Consider the following 22,268-nt stretch of genomic DNA (forward strand, 5'->3'; position numbering starts at 1 on the left):
AGTGAAGCCTTCCGGCAAGAGAAAAGTTCTCATGCAGGAAGGCTTCATTTTTAATCAATAGGTTGAATTTACTCAGCTTCGGTTAACAACTTGGCAAATTCATCAAACAAATAGCGCGAATCGTGCGGACCGGGTGATGCTTCGGGATGATATTGTACTGAGAACGCCGGTTTGTCCTTCCGACGAATACCTTCAATAGTTTTATCGTTCAGATTAACATGCGTTACCTCTACATCAGGATGACTCAAAATCTCGTCCGGGTTAACAGCAAACCCGTGATTTTGTGAGGTCACCTCACAGCGGCCTGTGATAAGATTCTTAACCGGATGGTTTAGTCCCCGGTGTCCGTGGTGCATTTTGTAGGTAGAAATACCACTAGCCTCTGCCAAAAGTTGATGTCCGAGGCAAATTCCAAAAACTGGTTTGCTGGTATCTACCATCTTTTTGACAGTTTCAACGGCATACAACATGGCGCCGGGATCTCCCGGACCATTTGAGATAAAAAATCCGTCGGGCTTCCATTCCATTACCTCTTCAAACGATGTTTGGGCGGGGAAAACTTTACAATAGCATCCTCGCATTGTCAGGTTTTTGAGGATACTTTTTTTAATGCCATAGTCCATCACCGCAACTCGCCAGCGACTTTCCATTTCATCGCCAACAAAGTATGCCTGCTCTGTACTGACTTCCGATGATAATTCCAGGCCAGCCATAGAAGGTATCTTCTTCAACTCCTGCATCAATTCGGTTTCATCCAGAATTTCAGACGAAATAATGGCGTTCATTACGCCTTTTTGACGCACATGCCGTACCAAATGCCGGGTATCAACATTACTAATCCCGACAATATTAGCTCTTTCAAAGTATTCCTGAAGAGAAAAGTCGGCGGTATGCCTTGAATAGACATTTGAAAAAGTGTTACAAACCATGCCTTTAATCTTTACATGATCTGATTCTTCTTCACTTCCCAGTTGCACGCCATAGTTCCCAATGTGCGAGGTCGTGTTAACCACGATCTGACCATAATACGAAGGATCTGTATAAATCTCCTGATAACCCGTCATGCCGGTATTAAAGCAGATTTCACCTCCCGTAGTACCAGATTTTCCCAGGGCTGTGCCTCGATAGGCCGTACCATCTTCCAGTAGCAATAGTGCTTCCTTTGTCTCAGTCATTTTTATCGTTACAAGAGTTAGAGATTCAAAAGTATTAAATAATGCCCAAAAAAAGGGGTTAAACGATAATCGCCTAACCCCTTTCTCAATTTTATTCTATCATTTCTGATATATTTTCTATCAATTCTCGCGTCCTCCGTTCAATTCGTCCTGCCAGGTTTTCAGCTCTTCCCACTGACCTGCGGCGGCCAATTCAGCTTGCTTAGGCCAGGTTGCAGGATCATGTGAAGCAAATTGTGAACCTGCATTGTCCAGGATTTCACGAATAGCCTCGGGAGTTGTTTCAGCCAATTTAGCGAAAGAGTCAATACCGGCAGCTTGCAAAACCTCAGCAATTTTTGGTCCAACACCTTCTACTTTTTCCAAATCGTCAGCTTCGGGTGCAGCTGTTTCTTCCAGAGCTACGGGAGCTGCTTGCGCATCATCCGCAGTTGAAGTTTCAGACTTTTTACCACCACGACGGCTACGACGCGTTTTGGTTGCTTTTTCAGTTTCTGCGAGAAGTAGTGTTTCGTTGAAATCAACCAATTCCATCAAACAGGTTTCGGCGGCATCTCCAAGACGAGTTCCCAACTTTACGATACGGGTATATCCACCCGGACGGTCAACAATTTTATCAGAAACAACATTGAAAAGTTCTTTTACAGACTCCTTATCATGGAGGTAAGAAAAAACGATCCGACGATTGTGCGTAGAATCCACTTTTGAGCGAGTCAAAAGAGGTTCAACATACTTTCTGAGTTCCTTGGCTTTGGCAAGTGTAGTCTCAATGCGTTTGTGTAAGATCAATGAAGAGGCCATGTTTGACAGCATTGCCCGACGGTGTGAAGCCGTTCTTCCCAGGTGGTTATCTTTCTTTCCGTGTCTCATTTTTTTAATTGTTTAGTAGCTTCGAGCGGCGGGTTAAAACGCGCTACAGAATACTGACTTATTTAACTTACTTTTCAATCCTCTTCAAGACGGTACTTTCCAACCTCCATGCCGAAGGTAAGGCCTTTCTCAGATACGAGTTGCTCCAACTCGGTCAATGATTTCTTTCCAAAATTGCGGAATTTCATCATGTCTGAAATTTCTAACTTCACCAGATCTCCCAACGTTTTTACATCTGCTGATTTCAAACAGTTGTAAGCCCTAACAGAAAGATCAAGTTCAGACAAAGATGTTTTCAAGAGCTTGCGCATACGCAACATCTCTTCGTCTACCTGATTATCTTCTTCTGCTTTCTGCTTCTCAAACGTCATCGTTTGGTCAGAGAAAAGCATAAAGTGTTGAATCAATATATTAGCTGCTCCTTTCAAAGCTTCCTCGGGATGAATAGAGCCATCTGTTTGAATATCAATCAGAAGTCTTTCATAATCCGTCCGTTGCTCTACACGAGTATTTTCAACGCTGTATTTAACATTTTTGATGGGCGTATAAATAGCATCCATCGCAATATGGCTGAAAGGCAATTCGGTAGCACGAGGCTCATCCGCAGGTACATATCCGCGTCCCTTATCCAAAAGAATTTCCATTTCGAATTCCTTCTGATCATCGAGGTGGCATATCACCTGCTCAGGATTCAATACCTGATACGAACTTGTGAATTTACCAATATCACCAGCCGTTACAACTGATACATTTTTCAGATTAACTACAATTCGATTCTCAACAAGATCAACAACTTTCTTGAATCGTACTGTTTTAAGATTGAGGATAATTTCCGTAACATCTTCAACCACACCCTCTATGGTAGAAAATTCGTGGAGAACACCGGGGAATTTCACGCTCGTAATGGCGTAGCCTTCCAATGATGAAAGCAATATGCGGCGTAGGGCATTGCCTATGGTCACACCATATCCTTTCTCCAAAGGCTTAAATTCAAACAACCCGTGAAAATCGTCAGCTTTCTCCATGACGACCTTATCAGGCATTTGGAATGCTAATATTGACATAGTCTTTGTCTCCTTTTTGTGTAGTAAATGACGGTTGATCAGGCCATCGTTACCTTTGCGATCGCAAACGTTTCCCGTTTCAGGGGTACAAGGATGCCCCGGACGAGCCGGGGCTATGTAGATGATTAAGTGTAATTACTTAGAGTACAACTCGACAATGAGTTGCTCGTTGACATTCTCAGGAATCTGATCCCGCTCAGGATAAGAGATAAACTTACCCGTTAGCTGAGAACCTTCCCATTCGAGCCAGGTAAAACGCTTGGACGTATGTCCAGCCAGGCTATCAGATATTGCTTCCAGAGACTTAGACTTCTCACGAACGGAGATTGTCTGACCGGGGCGCAAAGAATAAGATGGGATGTTCACGATTTCACCATCCACCATCAGGTGCTTGTGAGCAACCAATTGGCGGGCAGCCCGCCGGGTTGGTGCGATACCTAACCGATACACTGTGTTATCGAGTCGAGCTTCACACAATTTCAGAAGATTCTCTCCCGTGATTCCCTCTTTTACAGAAGCTTTCTGGAATATATTTCTGAATTGCTTTTCCAAAATACCGTAGGTATACTTCACCTTCTGCTTCTCCATTAATTGAAGTGCATATTCGGATTTTTTGGAACGTCTGCCGCGGCCATGAACGCCGGGAGGATAGTTCTTTTTAGTGAGAGCCTTACTTGGACCCATAATGGGTTCACCATAACGCCTCGAAATTTTTGCCTTGGGACCTGTATAACGTGCCATTTTCTAAATTTAAATAATGCTGTAATCAATTAGATAACCCCAGTTCCTAAATTATTAATTGATTACCCGCGGCCTAATGAAAAAAATTATACTCTTCTGCGTTTGGGAGGACGACATCCATTGTGTGGAAGTGGTGTAATATCCCGAATTGAAGAAACTTCAATACCTGCGTTCTGAATGGTCCGGATGGCAGATTCTCTTCCGGAACCCGGTCCTTTAACAAAAACCTCAGCTTTACGCATTCCTAAATCAAAAGCAACCTGTGCGCAGTTTTGAGCCGCAGTTTGTGCTGCATACGGCGTGTTCTTTTTGGAACCCCGGAAGCCCATCTTTCCCGCTGATGCCCACGAAATAACCTGACCGTTATTGTTCGTGATAGAAATGATGATATTATTAAAGGTAGCTTTAATATGAACCTGACCAACAGATTCAACGACCACTACTCTTTTCTTTGCTTTGTCTTTTCTCTTATTTTGTGCCATTGTGCTATTGCTGAATTAATTAAGCATGAATTTGACTTCAATGCCTAAGTGTTATTTCGTGGCTTTCTTTTTATTTGCTACCGTCTTACGCTTACCTTTCCGTGTACGTGAGTTATTCTTCGTTCTTTGCCCACGAAGCGGCAAGCCTTTCCGATGGCGAAGCCCGCGATAGCAAGCAATGTCCATAAGCCGTTTAATACTCAACTGCACCTCTGACTTGAGCGCACCTTCAACTTTGAATTCGTTCGCAATTACCGAACGAACCGCACCTGATTCGTCATCCGACCATTCTGCAACCTTCTTATCGAAAGATACACCTGCCTTTTCTAAAATTTTCCGCGATGCACTACGACCAATTCCGTAGATATAGGTAAGGGCGATTTCGCCTCTTTTACGATCGGGAATATCAACTCCTGCAATACGTGCCATAATGAATTATCCTTGTCTTTGTTTGTACCGAGGATTCTTTTTATTAATTACATAGATCTTGCCTTTGCGGCGGATCACTTTGCAGTCAACACTGCGCTTTTTTACTGATGCTTTAACTTTCATTTTTATTCAGGATTTTCGCGTAAATTAGTAAGCGACTGTCTCAAACATTTATTTGTAACGATAAACGATTCGCGCCTTTGTCAAATCATACGGAGACATTTCCAGTTTGACACGATCGCCAGGCAAAATTTTTATATAGTGCATCCTCATTTTTCCTGAGATATGCGCAATAACTTCGTGCTTATTTTCCAACTGAACACGAAACATCGCATTTGACAATGCTTCTACGATTACTCCGTCCTGCTCAATGGATGCTTGTTTTGCCATTATATTTTTATCAGATGTTTTTGTTAGTGAGCAACAACCATTAAACTGGTATTGGCTGTTACTTCTTCTATATATTCAAACGTGGTCAATATCTCTGCCTTCCCTTTACGGATTGCTACTGTATGCTCAAAGTGCGCAGATGGCTTGCGATCAACAGTTCTGATTGTCCAGCCGTCACGCTCCTGTACAACTCCTTTTTTTCCGAGGTTTATCATAGGCTCAATCGCTATCACCATACCCTCTTTTAATTTTATTCCTTTTCCTCTTTTTCCATAATTAGGAACTTCCGGGCCTTCGTGAAGGTTTTTGCCAACGCCGTGACCAACAAGTTCTCTGACAACGGAGTAATTCAGTTCTTCTACATAGTTTTGTACAGCAAATCCTATATCTCCTGTCCGTAATCCATCGATTGCTTTATCGATTCCTTCATAGAGCGAGCGCTTGGTATGGCTCAATAAAGCAGAAACTTCTTCTGAAACTTCTCCAATCGGATAGGTGTAGGCACTATCGCTGTGAAACCCACCTAATTTAACTCCGCAATCAATAGAAATAATATCTCCTTCAACTAATTGGTAGTTGCCTGGTATTCCATGTACTACAACCTCATTAACGGAAATACAAAGCGAGGCAGGGAAATTATTATAACCTTTAAAGGAAGGAACTCCCTGATGATCCCGAATAAATTCTTCCGCAACCGAATCAAGACGTTTTGTGGTAACACCGGGCTTTATCCATTTGGCTACTTCCGCGTGTGTTTTACCCAGAACAATGGCGCTCTTTTTAATGAGCTCTATCTCCTGATCTGTTTTCAGGTAGATCATATATCTAAACTGCTATACTTTCTGTGCGTCCTTTAATACGTCCGGACTTCATCAGCCCTTCATACCGACGCATCAGGAGATAGCTTTCAATTTGCTGCAATGTATCCAACACCACACCAACCATAATCAGAAGAGATGTCCCTCCAAAAAACTGTGCGAAAGAACTGGTCATTCCGACTAAACTAGCTAATGCAGGGAGAATCGCCACGATAGCTAACATGATAGCTCCCGGGAAAGTAATACGATCCAATACTGTACTAATATAATCCGAGGTCTGCTGCCCAGGTTTGATGCCCGGAATAAACCCACCCCCGCGTTTCATATCATCTGCTATTTGCTGTGGATTTACTGAAATGGCCGTATAGAAAAATGTAAAAACGATAATGAGTACACCGAACAAGACATTATACTGCCAGGTAGTGTAAGTAGCAAAAATAGTCGCTACATTACTCGCGAAATCGCTTGTTTCGGCAAAAAGAGAAGCTACTAGAGAAGGAACAAACATTAATGCCTGCGCAAAAATAATGGGCATCACGCCAGCAGCATTTACTTTCAATGGAAGATATTGCCGCTGTCCGCCTCCAATAGCCCGATTTCCGACAACTTGTTTGGCATATTGAATTGGTACCCTTCGGACAGCCTGAGTTAACATCACTGCCCCCATGATCACAAAGTAAAGTGCGACTAATTCAAGAACAAAAATCAGAATCTGCGAACTTCCACGTGAGGCAAATTCCTGATAAATAGCACCGGGGAATCGAGAAACGATTCCAATCATAATAAGCATTGAAATACCGTTTCCAACACCTTTATCCGTGATACGTTCACCAAGCCACATACAAAACATGGTGCCGGCAATCAGAATAAACACAGATGATACTGTAAAAATGCTGCGGGAGACTAATAATGCCTCATCAGGCACGGTGGTTTTCAAATAGGTAATGCCCTGGGCAAACGTAACAATGATGGTCAGAACCCGTGTAATCTGATTTAACTTCTTACGACCGGACTCCCCTTCTTTCTGCATTTTTTGAAAGTAAGGTAGTGCCATTGTCAAAAGCTGAATTGCAATTGATGCCGAAATGTAGGGCATAATCCCTAAGGCAAAAATTGACGCTTTACTGAATGCGCCGCCCAAAAATGTATCCAATAGGCCAAGTAGCCCCTGCGCTGAAAAATTCATGCGGTCAGGTTCAATACCTGGCAGCACTACAAACGACCCCAAACGGAATATCGTTATAAACAAAAGAGTGTTGAGAATTCGTGTTCTCAACTCCTCAATTGAAAAAATATTTTTGAGCGTATCGATAAATCGTTTCATATGAAAAGTCTTGTATAACCTGGGGATCGTTCAAACTTTAACGGTAGTAAGATACCAACAGGATTTACAATTTAATTGCCTTACCTCCGGCTTTCTCAATAGCTTCAATGGCACTGGCTGAAAACCCATGCGCGTGAACTTCAATTGCAGCAGAAACTTCGCCGCGATTAAGGATTTTCACAAGGTCTTTCTTGCTCACGAGTCCGTTATCCCGAAGCAGTTCGAGCGTAATAACGGCTGTTCCAGTTTTTTCTACCAGAGCCTGAATAGCATCCAAATTGAGTGCTTTGTATTCAACTCTATTGATATTATTGAAACCAAACTTAGGCACACGACGCTGAAGGGGCATTTGACCACCTTCAAAGCTGCGCTTTGCGCTATATCCTGAACGGGACTGTGCTCCTTTATGACCTCTTGTGGAGGTACCGCCTCTTCCCGAACCCGTTCCGCGTCCTACTCGCTTGTTGGCCCGAACCGAACCGGCAGCTGGTTTTAATGAACTAAGATTCATAGCAATATATAATTAAATTTCTTCGACTTTGACCAAATGGCTCACCTTACGGATCATTCCCGCAATGGAAGAGTTATTTTCTTTCTCAACAGAGCGATTGATTTTGCCCAACCCAAGCGCCTTTACTGTGCGCTTCTGATCTTCGGGGCGATCAATTGTGCTTCTGATTTGGGTAATACGTACTTTTGACATGGTTTCTTCTAAGTAAGAGATCTATCTGTATTGCAGATTATCCGTTGAATACTTTTTCCAACTTAACTCCCCGCTGAAAAGCAACCTGATGTGGAGCTCTCATTTTCATTAGGGCATCAATTGTGGCTTTTACCACGTTGTGCGGGTTGGATGATCCTTTGGACTTGGCTAGTACGTCGTGAATTCCGGCAGCTTCAAGTACCGCACGCATCGCACCACCGGCAATTACACCTGTTCCTGGTGCTGCGGGCTTGATCAGGACAAATCCACCGCTGTACTTACCTTCCATGGCATGAGGAACGGTTGTTTTCAAAAGAGGTACCTGAAAAAGGTTCTTCTTTGCATCGTCAATACCTTTGGCAATTGCATCTGTTACTTCGTTTGCTTTACCAAGGCCGTAACCAACAACTCCTTTTCCGTCTCCAACTACCACAATTGCGGAGAAGCTAAAACGACGACCGCCTTTCACTACTTTGGCCACTCGATTGATGGCAACAACACGCTCTTTGAGCTCTGATTCATTGACCTTTGAGGGTCTGTTGTTCGTATACATAATCGTGTTTCTTAGAATTTGAGACCACCCTCACGGGCTGCTTCGGCTAATGCTTTAACTTTACCATGATACAAGTAGCCGTTCCGGTCGAAAACTACCGCAGATACGCCAGCTTCTACTGCTTTTTCTGCAATTTTCTTACCTACCAATGCAGCAGCTTCAATGTTGGTATTCCATTTTTTCTCTCCTAAATCCAGGGAAGAAGCACTTACTAATGTTACGCCTGTTTCATCATCAATTACCTGAGCGTAAATGTTAGTGTTTGAACGAAAGACCGACAAACGTGGGCGGTCAGCTGTTCCATGCACCTTTTTACGGATATGATATTTGAGGCGTTGTCTCCTGTCTGTTTTTGCAGTCGCCATTGAATTATCGAATGTACTTGTTTAAAAATACTCCCCGAAGGGATTTTATTATTTCTTGGAAGCAGATTTACCCGCCTTACGACGAACAACTTCCCCAACAAACCGAATACCTTTTCCTTTGTAAGGTTCAACTTTACGGAGCGACTTGATTTTTGCCGCAACAGCTCCAATCAGTTCTTTGTCAATGCCTTCGAGAATTACCTTGGGGTTTTGACCTTTTTCGGTAATTGTAGACACTTTAATTTCCTGAGGAACAGCCATAAAGATGCTGTGAGAATATCCAAGGCTTAGTTCAAGAACATTATTGGCGGCAGTTGCTTTATAACCTACCCCAACTATTTCAAGTTCTTTACGGTAGCCTGTATTTACTCCAATAATCATATTGTTGATCAGAGAGCGGTACAGGCCATGAAGGGCCTTGTGTCGTTTTTGTTCGCTTGGGCGACGAACCTTCAATTCGCTGCCCTCTACCTCAATGCTAATATCTTTATCAACCACTTGGGTTAAGGTTCCCTTAGGTCCCTTTACAGATACTATATTATCGTCGTTCACGGAGACCGTGATTCCGGCGGGTAGTTCAATTAATTTGTTTCCTATTCGTGACATTTCTATCTAGACTTTACGATTAGTACACGTAACACAACACTTCTCCACCGACGTTCATCGTGCGTGCTTCCTTATCGGTCATCACGCCTTTTGATGTAGAGATAATGACTGTCCCTAATCCGCTCAAAACGCGGGGTAGAGTATCAGCACCTGAGTATTTGCGAAGACCTGGCTTGCTCACACGCTGAAGTTTTACGATTGCGGGTTGTTTGGTTACTGGATTATATTTCAAAGCAATTTTGATGGAGCCTTGTGGGCCGTTATCATCAAATTTATAGCTTTGAATGTATCCTTTTTCAAATAGTACCTTCGTAATTTCCTTCTTTATGTTTGAAGCAGGTATCTCTACAACCCGGTGCTTCGCCTTTATGGCGTTTCTGATTTGAGTCAGATAGTCTGCTATGGGATCCGTTACCATTTTAGTGACTTGTTTAAGCACTCCTCAAAAAGGCGTGCAAAGTTAAGTAATTGAAATCAGAATTAAAAGGGTTCTTACCAACTTGATTTAGTAACACCAGGAATTTTTCCTTGTGATGCCATATCACGAAATAGAACACGGGAAATTCCAAATTTGCGCATATATCCGCGGGGACGTCCAGTGATTTTGCAACGATTGTGCAGACGCACCGGTGAGGAGTTTCGGGGTAATTTATCGAGAGCAACCCAGTCTCCGGCTTCTTTCAACTTTGCACGCTTGTCAGCATACCTAGCCACCAACTGTTGTCTTTTTCTTTCCCGGGCTTTTACTGATTCTTTTGCCATTGTCAGTGAAATATCTTAATCTGAGAATTATTGATTACTTCGTTGCGTTCGTAAAAGGCATGCCGAGTGCTTTTAGCAATTCGTAGCTTTCCTCGTCCGAATTCGTTGAGGTAACAAACGTGATATCCATTCCCGTGATCTTATTTACTTTATCAATACTGATTTCGGGAAAGATAATCTGTTCTTTTACGCCAAAGGTATAATTACCACGTCCATCAAACCCTTTATCGCTTATCCCACGGAAATCACGTACCCGAGGCATTGCGATTGCAGTAAGACGATCCAGGAATTCGTACATGCGATCTCCACGAAGCGTAACCTTCGCACCAATCGGCATATTTTCACGGAGTTTAAAGTTCGAAACGGCTTTCTTTGAGATGGTAGCCACCGCTTTCTGTCCTGTGATTAGAGTCAACTCTTCAACTCCTGTATCCACCAGTTTTTTGTCAGCTACCGCTGCACCTATTCCTTTATTAAGAACGATTTTTTTCAGGCGAGGAACCTGCATGATAGACTTATACTGAAACTTCTCTCTCAGTTGATCTACAACATCGTTATGGTATTTTTCTTTTAGTCTTGGAGTTGCCATCTGAAAATTACACGTTCGTGGATTACCGACCCACTTGTTTATAAATAGTTATATTCTATGCGTAGAATCAGATAAACTTATCTGATTTCTTGGAGAAGCGCTGCAACTTGTTCTTATCGTTGAGACGACGGCCTGTGCGAGTGGCTTCTCCCGTAGCTGGATCCACAACCATCAAATTGCTGATATGTATGCTTCCTTCCAACTTTTCAATGCTTCCCTGCGGGTTTTGTGCATTAGGCTTTACGTGTTTGGTAATCATATTGGCACCTTCAACGATTGCACGTTGCTTAGCTATAATGACTGACTTAACCAAACCAGTTTTTCCTTTTGAGTTCCCGGCAATTACCTTAACAGTATCTCCTGTCCGGATGTGCAACTTTGGCTGCTTTGTTTGCTTTTTTTCCATGATTGGTATTCTTTATCGGTTCAAAGAATTACGGGTTGCCGTTCAGACTTAGAGAACTTCCGGTGCAAGAGAAACGATTTTCATAAATTGCTTTTCACGCAATTCACGGGCAACCGGTCCAAAGATGCGGGTTCCGCGGGGCTCATCATTGTTGTTAAGCAAAACAGCCGCATTGTCTTCAAAACGGATATAGGTTCCATCTTTCCGGCGCAACTCCTTTTTGGTACGCACCACAACCGCCTTTGATACTGTCCCTTTCTTCATGTTGCTTGAAGATAAGGCTGATTTTACCGTTACGACAATTTTGTCGCCTACTGTTGCATAGCGCTTACCAGTTCCGCCAAGCACCCGAATTACGAGTACTTCTTTGGCTCCGCTGTTATCTGCTACGGACAGTCTTGATTCTTGCTGTACCATTGTTACTTCGCTCTTTCAAGGATTTCTACTAATCTCCAACGCTTATTTTTGCTAAGCGGGCGAGTTTCCATTATACGGATCGTGTCGCCTACTCCACATTGGTTACTTTCATCATGCACCATAAACTTGGAAGTCTTTTTCATAAACTTACCATACATTGGATGCTTGACCTTACGTTCGACAGTGACAATACAAGATTTTTCCATCTTGTTACTAACCACCTGCCCTACTCGTTCTTTACGTAAATTTCTTTTTATTTCCTCCATGATTTCTTACCTGCTAATTATTGCTGTTGGGAAGATTTTGCCGTCAATTCGGTCATCAAACGTGCAATTTGCTTACGCGCAGCACGAATTCGGATCGGATTCTCAATGGGAGAAACAGCATGGGCAAACTTCAAACGCAGCAAGCGCTCTTTCTCCTGGACGATTTGCTCTTTCAGCTGATCTGCTGACAGGGCTTTTATTTCTTGATTATTCATTGCTCTATGAATTTGTATGGTTCAGAAAACGCACAAAAAATGCTTTCTATTCCTGATAATCGCGACGCACGATAAATTTGGTCTTGATCGGCAACTTCTGAGCGGCTAAGCGCAACGCTTCGTTTGCAGTATCAAGGTTCACACCGGCTGCTTCAAAAATGATTGTTCCGGGCTTAATCATAGCTACCCAATATTCAGGGGCGCCTTTACCTTTACCCATACGTACTTCGGCAGGCTTCTTTGTAATGGGTTTATCTGGAAATACACGTATCCAAACTTGCCCTTCACGTTTCATTGCACGAGTTACTGAAATACGTGCTGCTTCGATCTGACGAGCGGTAAGCCAACCCGGTTCCAGTGCTTTGATGGCAAATGATCCAAAGGATATTTGATGCCCACGCGATGCAACCCCATTGAAGCCGCCTTTATCTTTCTGCTGCTTGCGAAATTTGGTTCTTTTCGGCTGTAACATGATTCTGATTTATTTTTACCGACGCCTGGCGCCGAAAATCGTTCTGATTACTTCTTCTTGTTGGTATTGGTAGTACCCTTGCTGCGTTTGCGACGGTCACCGCCACGATCAGCACCACCTTTATCGTTTTCGCCTCCACGGCCACGACGTTCGCCTCCACGGGCACCGCCACGTTCGGTCCGGTCGTTACGATCTGCCTGTGCAGTTGCTGCGCTTGGCGTCAAATCACGCTTTCCGTAGAGTTCTCCTTTGAAGACCCATACTTTGATTCCGATCTTACCATAAATGGTTTGTGCCTCAGAAACTGCGTAATCAATGTCAGCACGAAGGGTGTGCAATGGAATACGTCCTTCTTTGTACTCTTCGGTACGGGCCATTTCTGCACCGCCCAAACGTCCGGAAAGACGAATTTTTATTCCCTGCGATCCTACACGCATAGCCGATGAAATGGATTGCTTCATGGCACGACGATAAGAAATACGAGCCTGCAATTGTTGAGCGATTGCCTCACCCACTAATTTTGCATCAATTTCGGGACGTTTGATCTCATAAATATTGATCTGTACGTCTTTTCCCGTAATCTTTTTCAGCTCTTCTTTAATCTTATCTACCTCGCTTCCGCCTTTTCCAATCACAATTCCGGGGCGTGCCGTATGAATTGTAAGGGTGATCCGCTTCAGCGTACGTTCAATGACTACCTTAGAGATAGAGCCTTTTGGGATACGAGCCTGAATATATTTGCGGATTTTTTCGTCTTCAACCAATTTGTCAGAGAAGTCTTTTCCACCATACCAGCTCGACTCCCATCCTCTAACAATTCCTAGTCTAAGACCTATTGGGTTTACCTTTTGTCCCATTCGTATACAGATCGTTTATGATTCGGTGTTTGTTTCTTCTGCTTCTACAAAATTTGCCTCTGTTGAAGCATCGTCAATCACAATTGTGATGTGGTTTGACCGTTTACGGATTCTGTGAGCTCTTCCCTGAGGGGCAGGGCGAAGGCGCTTTAACATACGACCTCCATCCACAAATACCGTTTTTACGTATAAATCAGCATCTTCAATTTTGGCATCTTCATTTCCCTGCTGCCAGTTTGCAACTGCTGATAGCAGTGCTTTGTGAAGTACAGGAGATGCGCCATTGGGCTGAAATTTCAAAAGGGCCAAAGCTTTACTGACTTTTTGACCACGAATCATGTCAGCTACCAGTCTCATTTTCCGAGGCGAGGTAGGTACATTTTTTAGTATTGCTTTTGCTTCCATGTTCTTTCAGATTAGCCTTTCAGGGATTGTTACCCTGAGTCGGCGGTCAACAAAGTTTATCGTTTTCCCTTATCTTTTTTCGCTGTGTGCCCACGGAAATTCCGGGTTGGTGCGAATTCACCTAATTTATGTCCAACCATATTTTCAGTCACATATACAGGAATGAATTTATTCCCGTTGTGAACCGCAAACGTATGTCCGATGAAGTCAGGTGAAATCATTGAACGCCGTGACCAGGTTTTGATTACCGATTTACGGGCCGCGCTATTCATCGTCTGAATTTTATTCTCCAAACGAAAATCTATATAAGGTCCTTTTTTTAATGAACGTGCCATGTAGCTATCTTACTTTTTACGTCTGCTAATAATCAGTTTTTCAGAATGCTTGTTCCGATTTCTCGTCTTCAATCCTTTGGCGAATTGACCATTCCGTGAACGTGGTTGTCCTCCTGATGCACGTCCTTCACCTCCACCCATTGGGTGATCGACCGGGTTCATGGCTACACCTCTCACACGGGGACGACGTCCCAACCAACGCTTCCGACCGGCTTTCCCAATGTTCACGTTCATGTGAGTTGAGTTAGAAACCGTACCTACCGTTGCGATACAGGTAGAAAGGATCATACGCATTTCACTGGATGGAAGTCTCAAAACAGCGTATCTTCCTTCACGCGCTACTAACTGAGCGTACGTTCCGGCGCTACGGGCAAACTGCCCGCCCTTTCCAGGAGTTAGTTCGATGTTGTGAACAATTGTACCAATCGGCATTGAGCCTAGTGGCAAAGCATTCCCAACTTCGGGGGCAACATTTGATCCGGCTACAATCACCTGACCTACGTTGAGGCCATTTGGTGCCAGGATGTAGCGCTTTTCACCGTCTTCATATTGCAACAGGGCAATACGTGCTGAACGGTTGGGATCATATTCTATGGTCAATACCGTAGCGGGTGCATCCACGCGATTTCTCTTGAAATCAATCACACGGTACATGCGCTTGTGGCCACCACCAATGTGACGCATGGTACGTCGACCCTGATTATTACGACCACCCGATTTTTTGATCGGTTCGATCAGGCTGCGCTCGGGCTTGTCTGCCGTAATCTCCGAAAAAGAAGGAGCGATACGGAAGCGTTGACCGGGGCTTGTGGGTTTTAATTTTTTAACTGCCATTGCTATACTTGCTCGTCAATGTTATGAATCAGTCAACTATCTTCTAGGCTTCACCGTAGATATCAATGATCTCCCCTTCGGCCACGGTTACGATAGCTTTCTTATAAGTTGATGTTTTACCCGAGATAAACTTACCGGCTGAAATGCGGGTTTTGGCTTTTCCGATGCAGCGCATTGTATGCACGCTTCTAACCGTAACTCCATACATTTTTTCAACAGCTTTCTTTATCTCCACCTTATTCGCATCTTTTGCTACTTCAAAGGCATACTTTCCAAGGCCCGCCTGTGCAGTTACCTTTTCAGTTATGATTGGACGCTTAAGTACACTCATCATTATTTATTCAATAAGGTTTCCAGTACAGACAGTGCAGGTTCGCTTATCAAAAGACGATCTGCGTTCATAAGATCATACGTATTAACCATATCAGCCGTTGTAATTTTGGCCTTCGGTACGTTACGTCCTGACAGATACACATTTGCATCATTTGCAGGCAAAATCAGCAATGTTTTGGTACCTACGAGCGAAAGTGCATTTAACACATTCAGGTAAGACTTTGTCTTGGGGGCATCAAATGTAAATGCTTCCAGAACCGAGATAGAATTTGCATTAGCCTTCACTGCAAAAGCAGATTTACGAGCCAATGTCTTCACTTTTTTGTTCAGTTTGAAACCATAGTCGCGGGGTCTTGGACCAAAAATACGTCCACCACCTACAAATACCGGCGACTTGATACTGCCTGCACGTGCTCCTCCTGTACCCTTCTGACGCTTGATCTTCCGTGTAGAGTAGCTAACTTCTGCACGTTCTTTTGCCTTGTGTGTACCCTGACGCTGATTGGCCAGATATTGTTTTACATCCAAATAGATTGCATGCTCGTTGGGCTCCACGCCGAAGATATCTTCCGAAAGACTGATCTTCTTACCGGTATCTTCTCCTTTTATATTAATTACGGACAGTTCCATCGGTATTATTTCTCAATGATTACAAATGAATTCTTTGAACCTGGTACCGAGCCGCTAACCACTAAAAGATTTTGCTCGGGAATCACTTTCAGAACACGAAGGTTCTGAATTTTAACACGATTATTTCCCATGCGACCACCCATTCGAATACCTTTGAATACGCGGGAAGGAAATGAACATGCACCGATTGAACCCGGGTGACGTGCACGGTTATGCTGTCCGTGAGTTTGACCACCCACCCCGGCAAATCCATGACGCTTCACTACCCCCTGGAAACCACGTCCCTTGGCATTTCCAATTACGTCCACAAAATCACCTTCAATGAAGAGATCCTGAATCGATAGTGTAGTGCCTAACTCGTGATCTACCTCGAAGTACTTAAACTCCACTACTTTTTGCTTAGGAGTCGTGCCAGCCTTTTTGAAGTGACCGAGCATCGGCATCGTGGTATTTTTTTCTTTCTTTTCGCCAAAGGCCAGTTGCAGAGCCTTGTAGCCATCTTTTTCTTCGGATCTTACTTGCGTTACAACACAAGGACCAGCTTGAATTACAGTACATGCCAGAGCCTGCCCGTCAGCATTGTACAAACTAGTCATTCCGATTTTCTTTCCTATTAAACCAGACATCTTTATTGTTTTAAAATAGCAGGATTAAACCTATTTTTTGAAACGGACTGCAAAGTTAGTGAAATGTTCCTGACTTCCTATGTGATTCCGTTTATTATTTTTCTGATTATCAATAAAAAAGGTCAGATGTGGGATACATCTGACCTCAGTGTCGTTAGCAGAGTAAATATCAGGCAAGGCGCCTTCTCTGACGATTCGAGCTCAGATGTGGTTTCCTATACTGGACCTTCATCCGATTTATGTGTTTCAGGATAATTAGCGCAAAAGAAAAGGTATCAACCTGTATTCTTTTGCTCTCCTGAATTGCGTATTTCTAAACTTTAATTTCTACATCAACTCCACTAGGAAGTTCAAGTTTCATCAGAGCGTCAACCGTTTTGGCACTTGTCGAGAAAATATCAACCAAACGCTTGTAGGTGCAAAGTTGAAACTGCTCGCGTGACTTCTTATTTACGTGAGGTGAACGCAATACGGTAAAGATCTCTTTTTCCGTTGGCAAAGGAATAGGTCCACTGACCACAGCGCCGGTTGCTTTCACAGCCTTCACGATTTTCTCGGCTGACTTATCGACCAGGTTGTGATCGAAAGATTTGAGTTTAATGCGAATTTTTTGATTCATTGCTTTTTTACTTGTACAGGTTCCTGAAAAATATGCCCGTTCCCGACAGGCGTCACTGATGAAAGAACCATTTGCTTCATCAATGCTTTGTATCAGTTTTCAGGAGGTTTTTTGAATTTCTTTAAACAACCTCCTGAAATGAATTTATGCGTTTACTGAGCCACCTTTTGCTTTGGCAATCACTGCATCGGCAAAGTTTTGTGGAAGAAAATCGTAGTGAGAGAACGTCAGGTTGGCCGTTGCACGACCGGATGTGATTGTCCGAAGGTCTGTTACGTAACCAAACAGTTCAGAAAGAGGTACGTCAGCCTTAATTACCTGTGAACCTGCTTTTGTATCCATTCCTTTCATGATTCCACGACGACGGTTGAGGTCACCGGTGATTGGTCCTGTGTATTCTTCGGGCGATACAACCTCAACGGCCATAATCGGTTCCAGAATTTTAGCACCTGCCTGACGGGCCGCTTCTTTGAAGCCAATCCGGGCTGCCATTTCAAAAGAGAATGAATCTGAATCCACATCGTGGAATGAACCGTGGAAAATACGAATCTTCATGGAATCAAGCGGGTAGCCTGCCAAAGGACCGTTTTTCATGGCTTCGTCAAAGCCTTTCTGAATGGATGGAATAAATTCTCTTGGAATTACACCACCGACGATATTATTGACAAATTGTAGCCCCTGATTTTTTTCTTTGCCTTCTTCGTGGTCGTCCCGTGGTCCGATTTCGAAAACGATGTCAGCAAATTTACCACGACCACCCGTTTGTTTCTTGTATACTTCGCGGTGCTCGTAATTTTTGGTAAGTGCTTCTTTGTAAGCAACTTGTGGCGCACCCTGATTTACTTCTACCTTAAATTCACGACGCATACGGTCAATGATAATTTCAAGGTGAAGTTCTCCCATTCCACGAATAATCGTCTGACCGGTTTCTTCGTCTGTGTTTACCTGCAAGGTTGGATCTTCTTCGACTAATTTGGCAATTGCGTTACCAAATTTATCCTGATCAGCTGTTTTCTTAGGCTCAATTGCGTAGCCGATTACAGGCTCAGGGAACACCATTGATTCGAGAACAATTGGGTTCTTTTCATCGGAAAGGGTATCACCCGTTTTAATATCTTTAAATCCTACAACAGCACCAATATCACCTGCTTCCAGACGTTCGATCTGATTTTGCTTATTGGCGTGCATTTGGAAAATCCGCGAAATACGCTCTTTGTTTCCGGAACGGTTGTTAAGTACGTACGAACCTGACTCCAACGTTCCTGAATAGGAACGGATAAAGCACAGACGACCTACATAAGGATCCGTTGCGATTTTGAATGCAAGGGCGCAGAAAGGATCAGTGCCTACGGGCTGACGGGTAATTTCCTGCTCAGTGCGTGGGTCGGTACCTACTATGCTTTCACGATCTTGTGGTGATGGTAAAATTGCCATCACATAGTCAAGCATTGTTTGAACACCCTTGTTTTTGAACGACGAACCACATACCATCGGAACGATTTTCATGCTGATGGTAGCGGCACGAAGAGCTGCCAAAATTTCGTCTTCCGAAATTGAGGTAGGATCTTCAAAGTACTTTTCCATCAAAGTATCGTCGAATTCGGCTACTGCTTCGAGCAATTTCTCTCTCCACTCGGTAGCTTCTTCCAGCATATCTTCCGGAATCGGTACCTCACGGAAGGTCATTCCTTTATCTTCTTCGTTCCACTCGATTCCCCGGAAGTTCACCAGGTCAACCACGCCGCGGAAAGTATCTTCGGCACCGATTGGCAATTGAAGAGGCACAGCGTAGCTGCCGAGCATTTCTTTTACCTGCGCACAAACTTTCAGGAAGTCGGCACCCGAACGGTCCATTTTATTCACGAATCCAATCCGTGCAACGTTGTAGTTATTCGCTAAACGCCAGTTGGTTTCAGACTGTGGCTCAACACCGTCAACCGCACTGAATAAGAAAACAAGTCCATCCAATACCCGCAACGAGCGGTTTACCTCCACCGTAAAATCTACGTGACCGGGTGTATCGATGATGTTGATATGGTATTTCTCTCCACGGTACATCCAATCTACGGTAGTAGCAGCCGACGTAATCGTGATTCCACGCTCCTGCTCCTGCTCCATCCAGTCCATTGTAGCGGCGCCATCGTGTACTTCACCGATTTTGTGGCTAACTCCTGCGTAGTATAAAATACGCTCTGTGGTGGTGGTTTTACCTGCGTCAATGTGGGCAGCAATACCGATGTTTCTTGTAAGTCTTAAATCACGTGCCATGATGGATGGTGAATTTTAGTATATCTGTTGATAATCAATTATTCTCTTCAAAAGAAGGGGTCCGATTGGGCCAAAATGGCGGCACCTCCCCAAAAATCAGACCGCAAAATTAGACTAATAATTTTCTAAAAACAATAGGGAGCTTTTTTTTTCTTGAAAGATTTTTTGGGAGTGTCAAAAAGTAATAGCCGATCGATACTTTAACGTTACATACAAGTCTTAACCTGTGTTTGAAAAGTGCACTATTCAGCATTTCAGGGTCTAAGCGTAACTATAACTAATGAAGCCTTATTTGATAAATACTTTACTCCTGCTTATAGGTTTTGTCTGCTACTCCTGCACTACCCCCTGCGAAACTCAAACGTTTCGTTTCGGGGAGCATACCATCGAATTTCCGGTAGATGTGACAACTATTAAAAGCAGGATACCCGATGTACAGCTGATTCCTAATAGTTATTTACTAACCAAAGCTATGGAAGACACCCTAATACGTATATGGTAAAGTTCTTATACTGACCATCGGTTTACACCCGACGGAGAAGATGGCCATATACTAAATAACAAGGGAGTTGAGGTAATTGATACTCTGGGTAAGGGAATATACAATTATTGTTTTTATCTGCCTGAGACAACCTATGACAGCACCTTTCGCTACTTAGAACAAACCTATGGAACTACGTATGTTAAACGGATAGGACGCTATTCCCTAATTCCCTATTATGTTTGGGAATTAAGCGATTGTACGAAGCTAGTTTTTGCCTGTCTGCGGAACTATTATCCTGAACAAACAGCTTTGGGCGAGAATGTGACTTATGTGGCGTTTTCTCATCGACTGACAGATACTGAAATAGACCTTTCGATTGAAAATTCAGGGTTCAAAGGAAAACCCTTTGATTAATACAATTTATTCCGTGACACTCCAATGCAGGACAGCTACGCAAGTGGCCGTCCTGCATTAGTTTAGTCTAAATTCGGACAATAACTAAGTACCTGATATTAAAAACCTTCAAAAACCCTCCAAACATGAAAAACCGGATAGCAATCATTTTAGCCCTTATCATCACGTGCTTCTACGGCTGCATTCCCAAACAAGACTGCCCGCCTACACGTAGCCTCACCTTCCGGGGTGTTGAAATCTCTTTTCCCGTAACGGGATTGCAGGTTTTGAAAAAGCAAAAAGACGTTTTTTTTGTGAGCAGCCTTTTGTCTACCAGTAAAACCTTATATGACCCTTCTAAGAATACCACTATTTGGTTTTTGGAAACTACTGATTATCCATATCCTACGGTAGATACTGTTGAATTTCTACGAGAAAGGGAAGCCTACGGGATCACTTTTGCACTTTTGGATGAACGAAACCTTACCGATCAGGAAATGGCTGAAAAAGTAAAGAAGGAACTGAATCTGCCGGGCGAGTTTGTACTAAAAACCAAACCGGGGCGGGCGTTCTATCATTATCAGGAAGGATGTCTCTCTATTATTACCAGTTTACTTGCAGATAGTATCAGCCCGTATCCGCAGGTTTCGTTTTGCTATGGTTTCAAAGAGGACGAGCTGTTTTACTACTCTTCCACACCAGGTCAAAGAGCATCTGATTAAAAAACAAAAGCTTTCCCACTAAAAAAGCCTGCCTCGGTGTACGAGGCAGGCCATCCAATTTTTTCCTGAAAGGAACGCTGACTTAGAAGCGGAAGTGCGAGAACGCCTTGTTGGCTTCGGCCATGCGGTGCGTATCGTCTTTCTTTTTCACGGCAGCACCTTCACCTTTGGCAGCCGCAATAATCTCAGCAGCCAAACGATCCATCATGGTTTTTTCACCCCGCTTGCGAGCGTAGTTGATGAGCCACTTCATGCCCAACGACTGCTTGCGCTCAGGACGTACTTCGGTAGGTACCTGAAACGTAGCTCCACCTACCCGGCGGCTTTTTACTTCTACCGAAGGCGTTACGTTGTTCAATGCTTTGCGGAAAAGTTCTAGTCCGCTTTCGCTTGTTTTCTTTTCTACCAGTTCAATGGCATCATAAAAAATAGTGAACGCGGTGCTTTTCTTGCCGTCAAGCATCAGGTTGTTTACAAACTTGGTTACCTGCACATCACGAAATTTCGGATCGGGCAGGATATATCTTTTCTTTGGTTTGGCCTTTCTCATTGTCTTGGTTTGTTTTTACGTGAGGTTTCGTTTTGCAACTCATTCATCCCGACCGGTTGGTGCAGGATTACTTCCCTTTTATAGATTCAGTTATTGTCTAATAAAAAGTAGAGAGAGTTACTATTTTATTTTTTCTTTCCTTTGGTTGGTGCTGCTGCAACCTGACCTGGCTTCGGACGCTTGGCTCCGTATTTTGAACGACGCTGCTTACGGCCGTTAACACCGGAGGTATCCAAAGCACCACGGATGATGTGATACCGAACACCGGGAAGATCTTTTACACGACCCCCACGAATCAGGACGATGGAGTGCTCCTGCAGGTTGTGGCCTTCTCCGGGAATGTAGGCGTTTACTTCTTTCTGATTGCTCAGACGCACACGGGCTACTTTACGAAGCGCCGAGTTTGGCTTTTTAGGCGTTGTGGTGTACACCCTCGTACACACACCCCGACGCTGCGGGCAGGAATCCAAAGCCGGAGACTTTGATTTCCAGGTCATTTTCTCTCTCCCTTTACGGACTAATTGTGAAATAGTTGGCATTTAACAGATTGATTTTGAATAGTTAA

Annotated in this window: 35 protein-coding genes; 1 reads left to right on the forward strand and 34 read right to left on the reverse strand. The window is 43.6% G+C overall.

Translation table 11 applies throughout. From position 1 onward, the window contains the following. Nucleotides 1–68: 68 nt before the first annotated feature. The 32 genes from carA to fusA all read right to left on the reverse strand — a co-directional run bounded on the left by carA (nt 69) and on the right by fusA (nt 19,554). Entirely contained in the window at nt 69–1,175 is a 1,107-nt protein-coding gene (gene carA, locus EZE20_RS00110; RefSeq protein WP_199879855.1) for a glutamine-hydrolyzing carbamoyl-phosphate synthase small subunit, read from the reverse strand. Nucleotides 1,176–1,295: 120 nt separating this feature from the next. Beyond that, nucleotides 1,296–2,045, reverse strand: coding sequence for a 50S ribosomal protein L17 (gene rplQ / locus EZE20_RS00115; protein WP_132113214.1), 750 nt, complete (start codon nt 2,043–2,045; stop codon nt 1,296–1,298). A 74-nt stretch (nt 2,046–2,119) separates the two neighbouring features. Then, nucleotides 2,120–3,109, reverse strand: a complete 990-nt coding sequence (locus EZE20_RS00120; protein ID WP_132113217.1) for a DNA-directed RNA polymerase subunit alpha — start codon at nt 3,107–3,109, stop codon at nt 2,120–2,122. 135 nt (nt 3,110–3,244) lie between these two features. Next, on the reverse strand, nt 3,245–3,850 hold the full coding sequence (rpsD, locus tag EZE20_RS00125) for a 30S ribosomal protein S4 (RefSeq protein WP_132113220.1): 606 nt from the start codon (nt 3,848–3,850) through the stop codon (nt 3,245–3,247). 86 nt (nt 3,851–3,936) lie between these two features. Beyond that, on the reverse strand, nt 3,937–4,332 hold the full coding sequence (rpsK, locus tag EZE20_RS00130) for a 30S ribosomal protein S11 (RefSeq protein ID WP_132113223.1): 396 nt from the start codon (nt 4,330–4,332) through the stop codon (nt 3,937–3,939). A gap of 51 nt (nt 4,333–4,383) precedes the next feature. Next, a complete protein-coding gene (rpsM, locus tag EZE20_RS00135; RefSeq protein ID WP_132113226.1) occupies nt 4,384–4,761 on the reverse strand; it encodes a 30S ribosomal protein S13 in 378 nt (125 codons plus the stop codon). Between the two features lie 6 nt (nt 4,762–4,767). Next, nucleotides 4,768–4,884, reverse strand: coding sequence for a 50S ribosomal protein L36 (rpmJ, locus tag EZE20_RS00140; protein ID WP_084299511.1), 117 nt, complete (start codon nt 4,882–4,884; stop codon nt 4,768–4,770). A gap of 48 nt (nt 4,885–4,932) precedes the next feature. Continuing rightward, complete coding sequence (gene infA, locus EZE20_RS00145) at nt 4,933–5,151, reverse strand: translation initiation factor IF-1 (protein ID WP_132113229.1); 219 nt, start codon at nt 5,149–5,151, stop codon at nt 4,933–4,935. Nucleotides 5,152–5,174: 23 nt separating this feature from the next. Then, nucleotides 5,175–5,972 carry a type I methionyl aminopeptidase gene (map, locus tag EZE20_RS00150; protein WP_132113234.1) on the reverse strand — a complete coding sequence of 266 codons (798 nt, stop codon included), beginning with the start codon at nt 5,970–5,972 and terminating at the stop codon, nt 5,175–5,177. Nucleotides 5,973–5,976: 4 nt separating this feature from the next. Further along, nucleotides 5,977–7,293 carry a preprotein translocase subunit SecY gene (gene secY / locus EZE20_RS00155; RefSeq protein ID WP_132113237.1) on the reverse strand — a complete coding sequence of 439 codons (1,317 nt, stop codon included), beginning with the start codon at nt 7,291–7,293 and terminating at the stop codon, nt 5,977–5,979. Between the two features lie 64 nt (nt 7,294–7,357). Continuing rightward, nucleotides 7,358–7,804 carry a 50S ribosomal protein L15 gene (gene rplO / locus EZE20_RS00160; protein ID WP_132113240.1) on the reverse strand — a complete coding sequence of 149 codons (447 nt, stop codon included), beginning with the start codon at nt 7,802–7,804 and terminating at the stop codon, nt 7,358–7,360. Between the two features lie 12 nt (nt 7,805–7,816). Then, on the reverse strand, nt 7,817–7,996 hold the full coding sequence (gene rpmD, locus EZE20_RS00165) for a 50S ribosomal protein L30 (protein WP_132113243.1): 180 nt from the start codon (nt 7,994–7,996) through the stop codon (nt 7,817–7,819). A gap of 37 nt (nt 7,997–8,033) precedes the next feature. Further along, nucleotides 8,034–8,549, reverse strand: coding sequence for a 30S ribosomal protein S5 (gene rpsE / locus EZE20_RS00170; protein WP_132113246.1), 516 nt, complete (start codon nt 8,547–8,549; stop codon nt 8,034–8,036). Between the two features lie 11 nt (nt 8,550–8,560). Further along, entirely contained in the window at nt 8,561–8,914 is a 354-nt protein-coding gene (gene rplR, locus EZE20_RS00175; RefSeq protein ID WP_132113249.1) for a 50S ribosomal protein L18, read from the reverse strand. A 48-nt stretch (nt 8,915–8,962) separates the two neighbouring features. Continuing rightward, nucleotides 8,963–9,520 carry a 50S ribosomal protein L6 gene (gene rplF, locus EZE20_RS00180; protein ID WP_132113252.1) on the reverse strand — a complete coding sequence of 186 codons (558 nt, stop codon included), beginning with the start codon at nt 9,518–9,520 and terminating at the stop codon, nt 8,963–8,965. Between the two features lie 19 nt (nt 9,521–9,539). After that, a complete protein-coding gene (gene rpsH, locus EZE20_RS00185) occupies nt 9,540–9,938 on the reverse strand; it encodes a 30S ribosomal protein S8 (protein WP_132113255.1) in 399 nt (132 codons plus the stop codon). A 74-nt stretch (nt 9,939–10,012) separates the two neighbouring features. Continuing rightward, on the reverse strand, nt 10,013–10,282 hold the full coding sequence (gene rpsN / locus EZE20_RS00190) for a 30S ribosomal protein S14 (RefSeq protein ID WP_132113258.1): 270 nt from the start codon (nt 10,280–10,282) through the stop codon (nt 10,013–10,015). A gap of 34 nt (nt 10,283–10,316) precedes the next feature. Then, nucleotides 10,317–10,871 carry a 50S ribosomal protein L5 gene (gene rplE, locus EZE20_RS00195; protein ID WP_132113261.1) on the reverse strand — a complete coding sequence of 185 codons (555 nt, stop codon included), beginning with the start codon at nt 10,869–10,871 and terminating at the stop codon, nt 10,317–10,319. A 67-nt stretch (nt 10,872–10,938) separates the two neighbouring features. Continuing rightward, the gene (rplX, locus tag EZE20_RS00200) at nt 10,939–11,277 is read right to left on the reverse strand and encodes a 50S ribosomal protein L24 (RefSeq protein WP_132113264.1); all 339 of its coding nucleotides are present in this window, start codon (nt 11,275–11,277) and stop codon (nt 10,939–10,941) included. A 48-nt stretch (nt 11,278–11,325) separates the two neighbouring features. Next, complete coding sequence (gene rplN, locus EZE20_RS00205; RefSeq protein WP_132113267.1) at nt 11,326–11,694, reverse strand: 50S ribosomal protein L14; 369 nt, start codon at nt 11,692–11,694, stop codon at nt 11,326–11,328. Nucleotides 11,695–11,696: 2 nt separating this feature from the next. Next, the gene (gene rpsQ / locus EZE20_RS00210; protein WP_132113270.1) at nt 11,697–11,960 is read right to left on the reverse strand and encodes a 30S ribosomal protein S17; all 264 of its coding nucleotides are present in this window, start codon (nt 11,958–11,960) and stop codon (nt 11,697–11,699) included. A 17-nt stretch (nt 11,961–11,977) separates the two neighbouring features. Next, nucleotides 11,978–12,175: a 50S ribosomal protein L29 gene (gene rpmC / locus EZE20_RS00215; RefSeq protein WP_132113273.1), complete on the reverse strand. Its 198-nt coding sequence runs from the start codon at nt 12,173–12,175 to the stop codon at nt 11,978–11,980. Between the two features lie 46 nt (nt 12,176–12,221). Then, on the reverse strand, nt 12,222–12,647 hold the full coding sequence (rplP, locus tag EZE20_RS00220) for a 50S ribosomal protein L16 (protein ID WP_132113276.1): 426 nt from the start codon (nt 12,645–12,647) through the stop codon (nt 12,222–12,224). 47 nt (nt 12,648–12,694) lie between these two features. Next, nucleotides 12,695–13,504, reverse strand: coding sequence for a 30S ribosomal protein S3 (gene rpsC, locus EZE20_RS00225; protein WP_132113278.1), 810 nt, complete (start codon nt 13,502–13,504; stop codon nt 12,695–12,697). A 15-nt stretch (nt 13,505–13,519) separates the two neighbouring features. Next, nucleotides 13,520–13,909, reverse strand: coding sequence for a 50S ribosomal protein L22 (gene rplV, locus EZE20_RS00230; RefSeq protein ID WP_132113280.1), 390 nt, complete (start codon nt 13,907–13,909; stop codon nt 13,520–13,522). A 56-nt stretch (nt 13,910–13,965) separates the two neighbouring features. After that, nucleotides 13,966–14,244, reverse strand: coding sequence for a 30S ribosomal protein S19 (gene rpsS / locus EZE20_RS00235; protein ID WP_132113282.1), 279 nt, complete (start codon nt 14,242–14,244; stop codon nt 13,966–13,968). Between the two features lie 9 nt (nt 14,245–14,253). Further along, entirely contained in the window at nt 14,254–15,078 is an 825-nt protein-coding gene (gene rplB, locus EZE20_RS00240) for a 50S ribosomal protein L2 (protein ID WP_132113284.1), read from the reverse strand. Nucleotides 15,079–15,121: 43 nt separating this feature from the next. Beyond that, the gene (gene rplW, locus EZE20_RS00245; protein ID WP_132114132.1) at nt 15,122–15,409 is read right to left on the reverse strand and encodes a 50S ribosomal protein L23; all 288 of its coding nucleotides are present in this window, start codon (nt 15,407–15,409) and stop codon (nt 15,122–15,124) included. A gap of 2 nt (nt 15,410–15,411) precedes the next feature. After that, nucleotides 15,412–16,041, reverse strand: a complete 630-nt coding sequence (gene rplD, locus EZE20_RS00250; protein ID WP_132113286.1) for a 50S ribosomal protein L4 — start codon at nt 16,039–16,041, stop codon at nt 15,412–15,414. Nucleotides 16,042–16,046: 5 nt separating this feature from the next. Continuing rightward, entirely contained in the window at nt 16,047–16,667 is a 621-nt protein-coding gene (gene rplC / locus EZE20_RS00255) for a 50S ribosomal protein L3 (protein ID WP_132113288.1), read from the reverse strand. A 313-nt stretch (nt 16,668–16,980) separates the two neighbouring features. After that, nucleotides 16,981–17,286 (reverse strand): 30S ribosomal protein S10, encoded by a 306-nt coding sequence (rpsJ, locus tag EZE20_RS00260; protein WP_132113290.1) that lies wholly within the window; start codon nt 17,284–17,286, stop codon nt 16,981–16,983. 144 nt (nt 17,287–17,430) lie between these two features. Next, nucleotides 17,431–19,554, reverse strand: a complete 2,124-nt coding sequence (fusA, locus tag EZE20_RS00265) for an elongation factor G (RefSeq protein WP_132113292.1) — start codon at nt 19,552–19,554, stop codon at nt 17,431–17,433. Nucleotides 19,555–20,577: 1,023 nt separating this feature from the next. Here fusA and EZE20_RS00270 point away from each other — a divergent pair. Next, complete coding sequence (locus EZE20_RS00270) at nt 20,578–21,153, forward strand: hypothetical protein (protein ID WP_132113294.1); 576 nt, start codon at nt 20,578–20,580, stop codon at nt 21,151–21,153. Between the two features lie 82 nt (nt 21,154–21,235). On the opposite strand, the gene rpsG is transcribed toward EZE20_RS00270, so the two are convergent. Next, nucleotides 21,236–21,703, reverse strand: a complete 468-nt coding sequence (gene rpsG / locus EZE20_RS00275) for a 30S ribosomal protein S7 (RefSeq protein ID WP_132113296.1) — start codon at nt 21,701–21,703, stop codon at nt 21,236–21,238. 125 nt (nt 21,704–21,828) lie between these two features. Beyond that, nucleotides 21,829–22,242 (reverse strand): 30S ribosomal protein S12, encoded by a 414-nt coding sequence (gene rpsL, locus EZE20_RS00280; protein ID WP_132113298.1) that lies wholly within the window; start codon nt 22,240–22,242, stop codon nt 21,829–21,831. Nucleotides 22,243–22,268: the final 26 nt, after the last annotated feature.

The organism is Arundinibacter roseus, assembly GCF_004348825.1.
Lineage (GTDB): Bacteria > Bacteroidota > Bacteroidia > Cytophagales > Spirosomataceae > Arundinibacter > Arundinibacter roseus.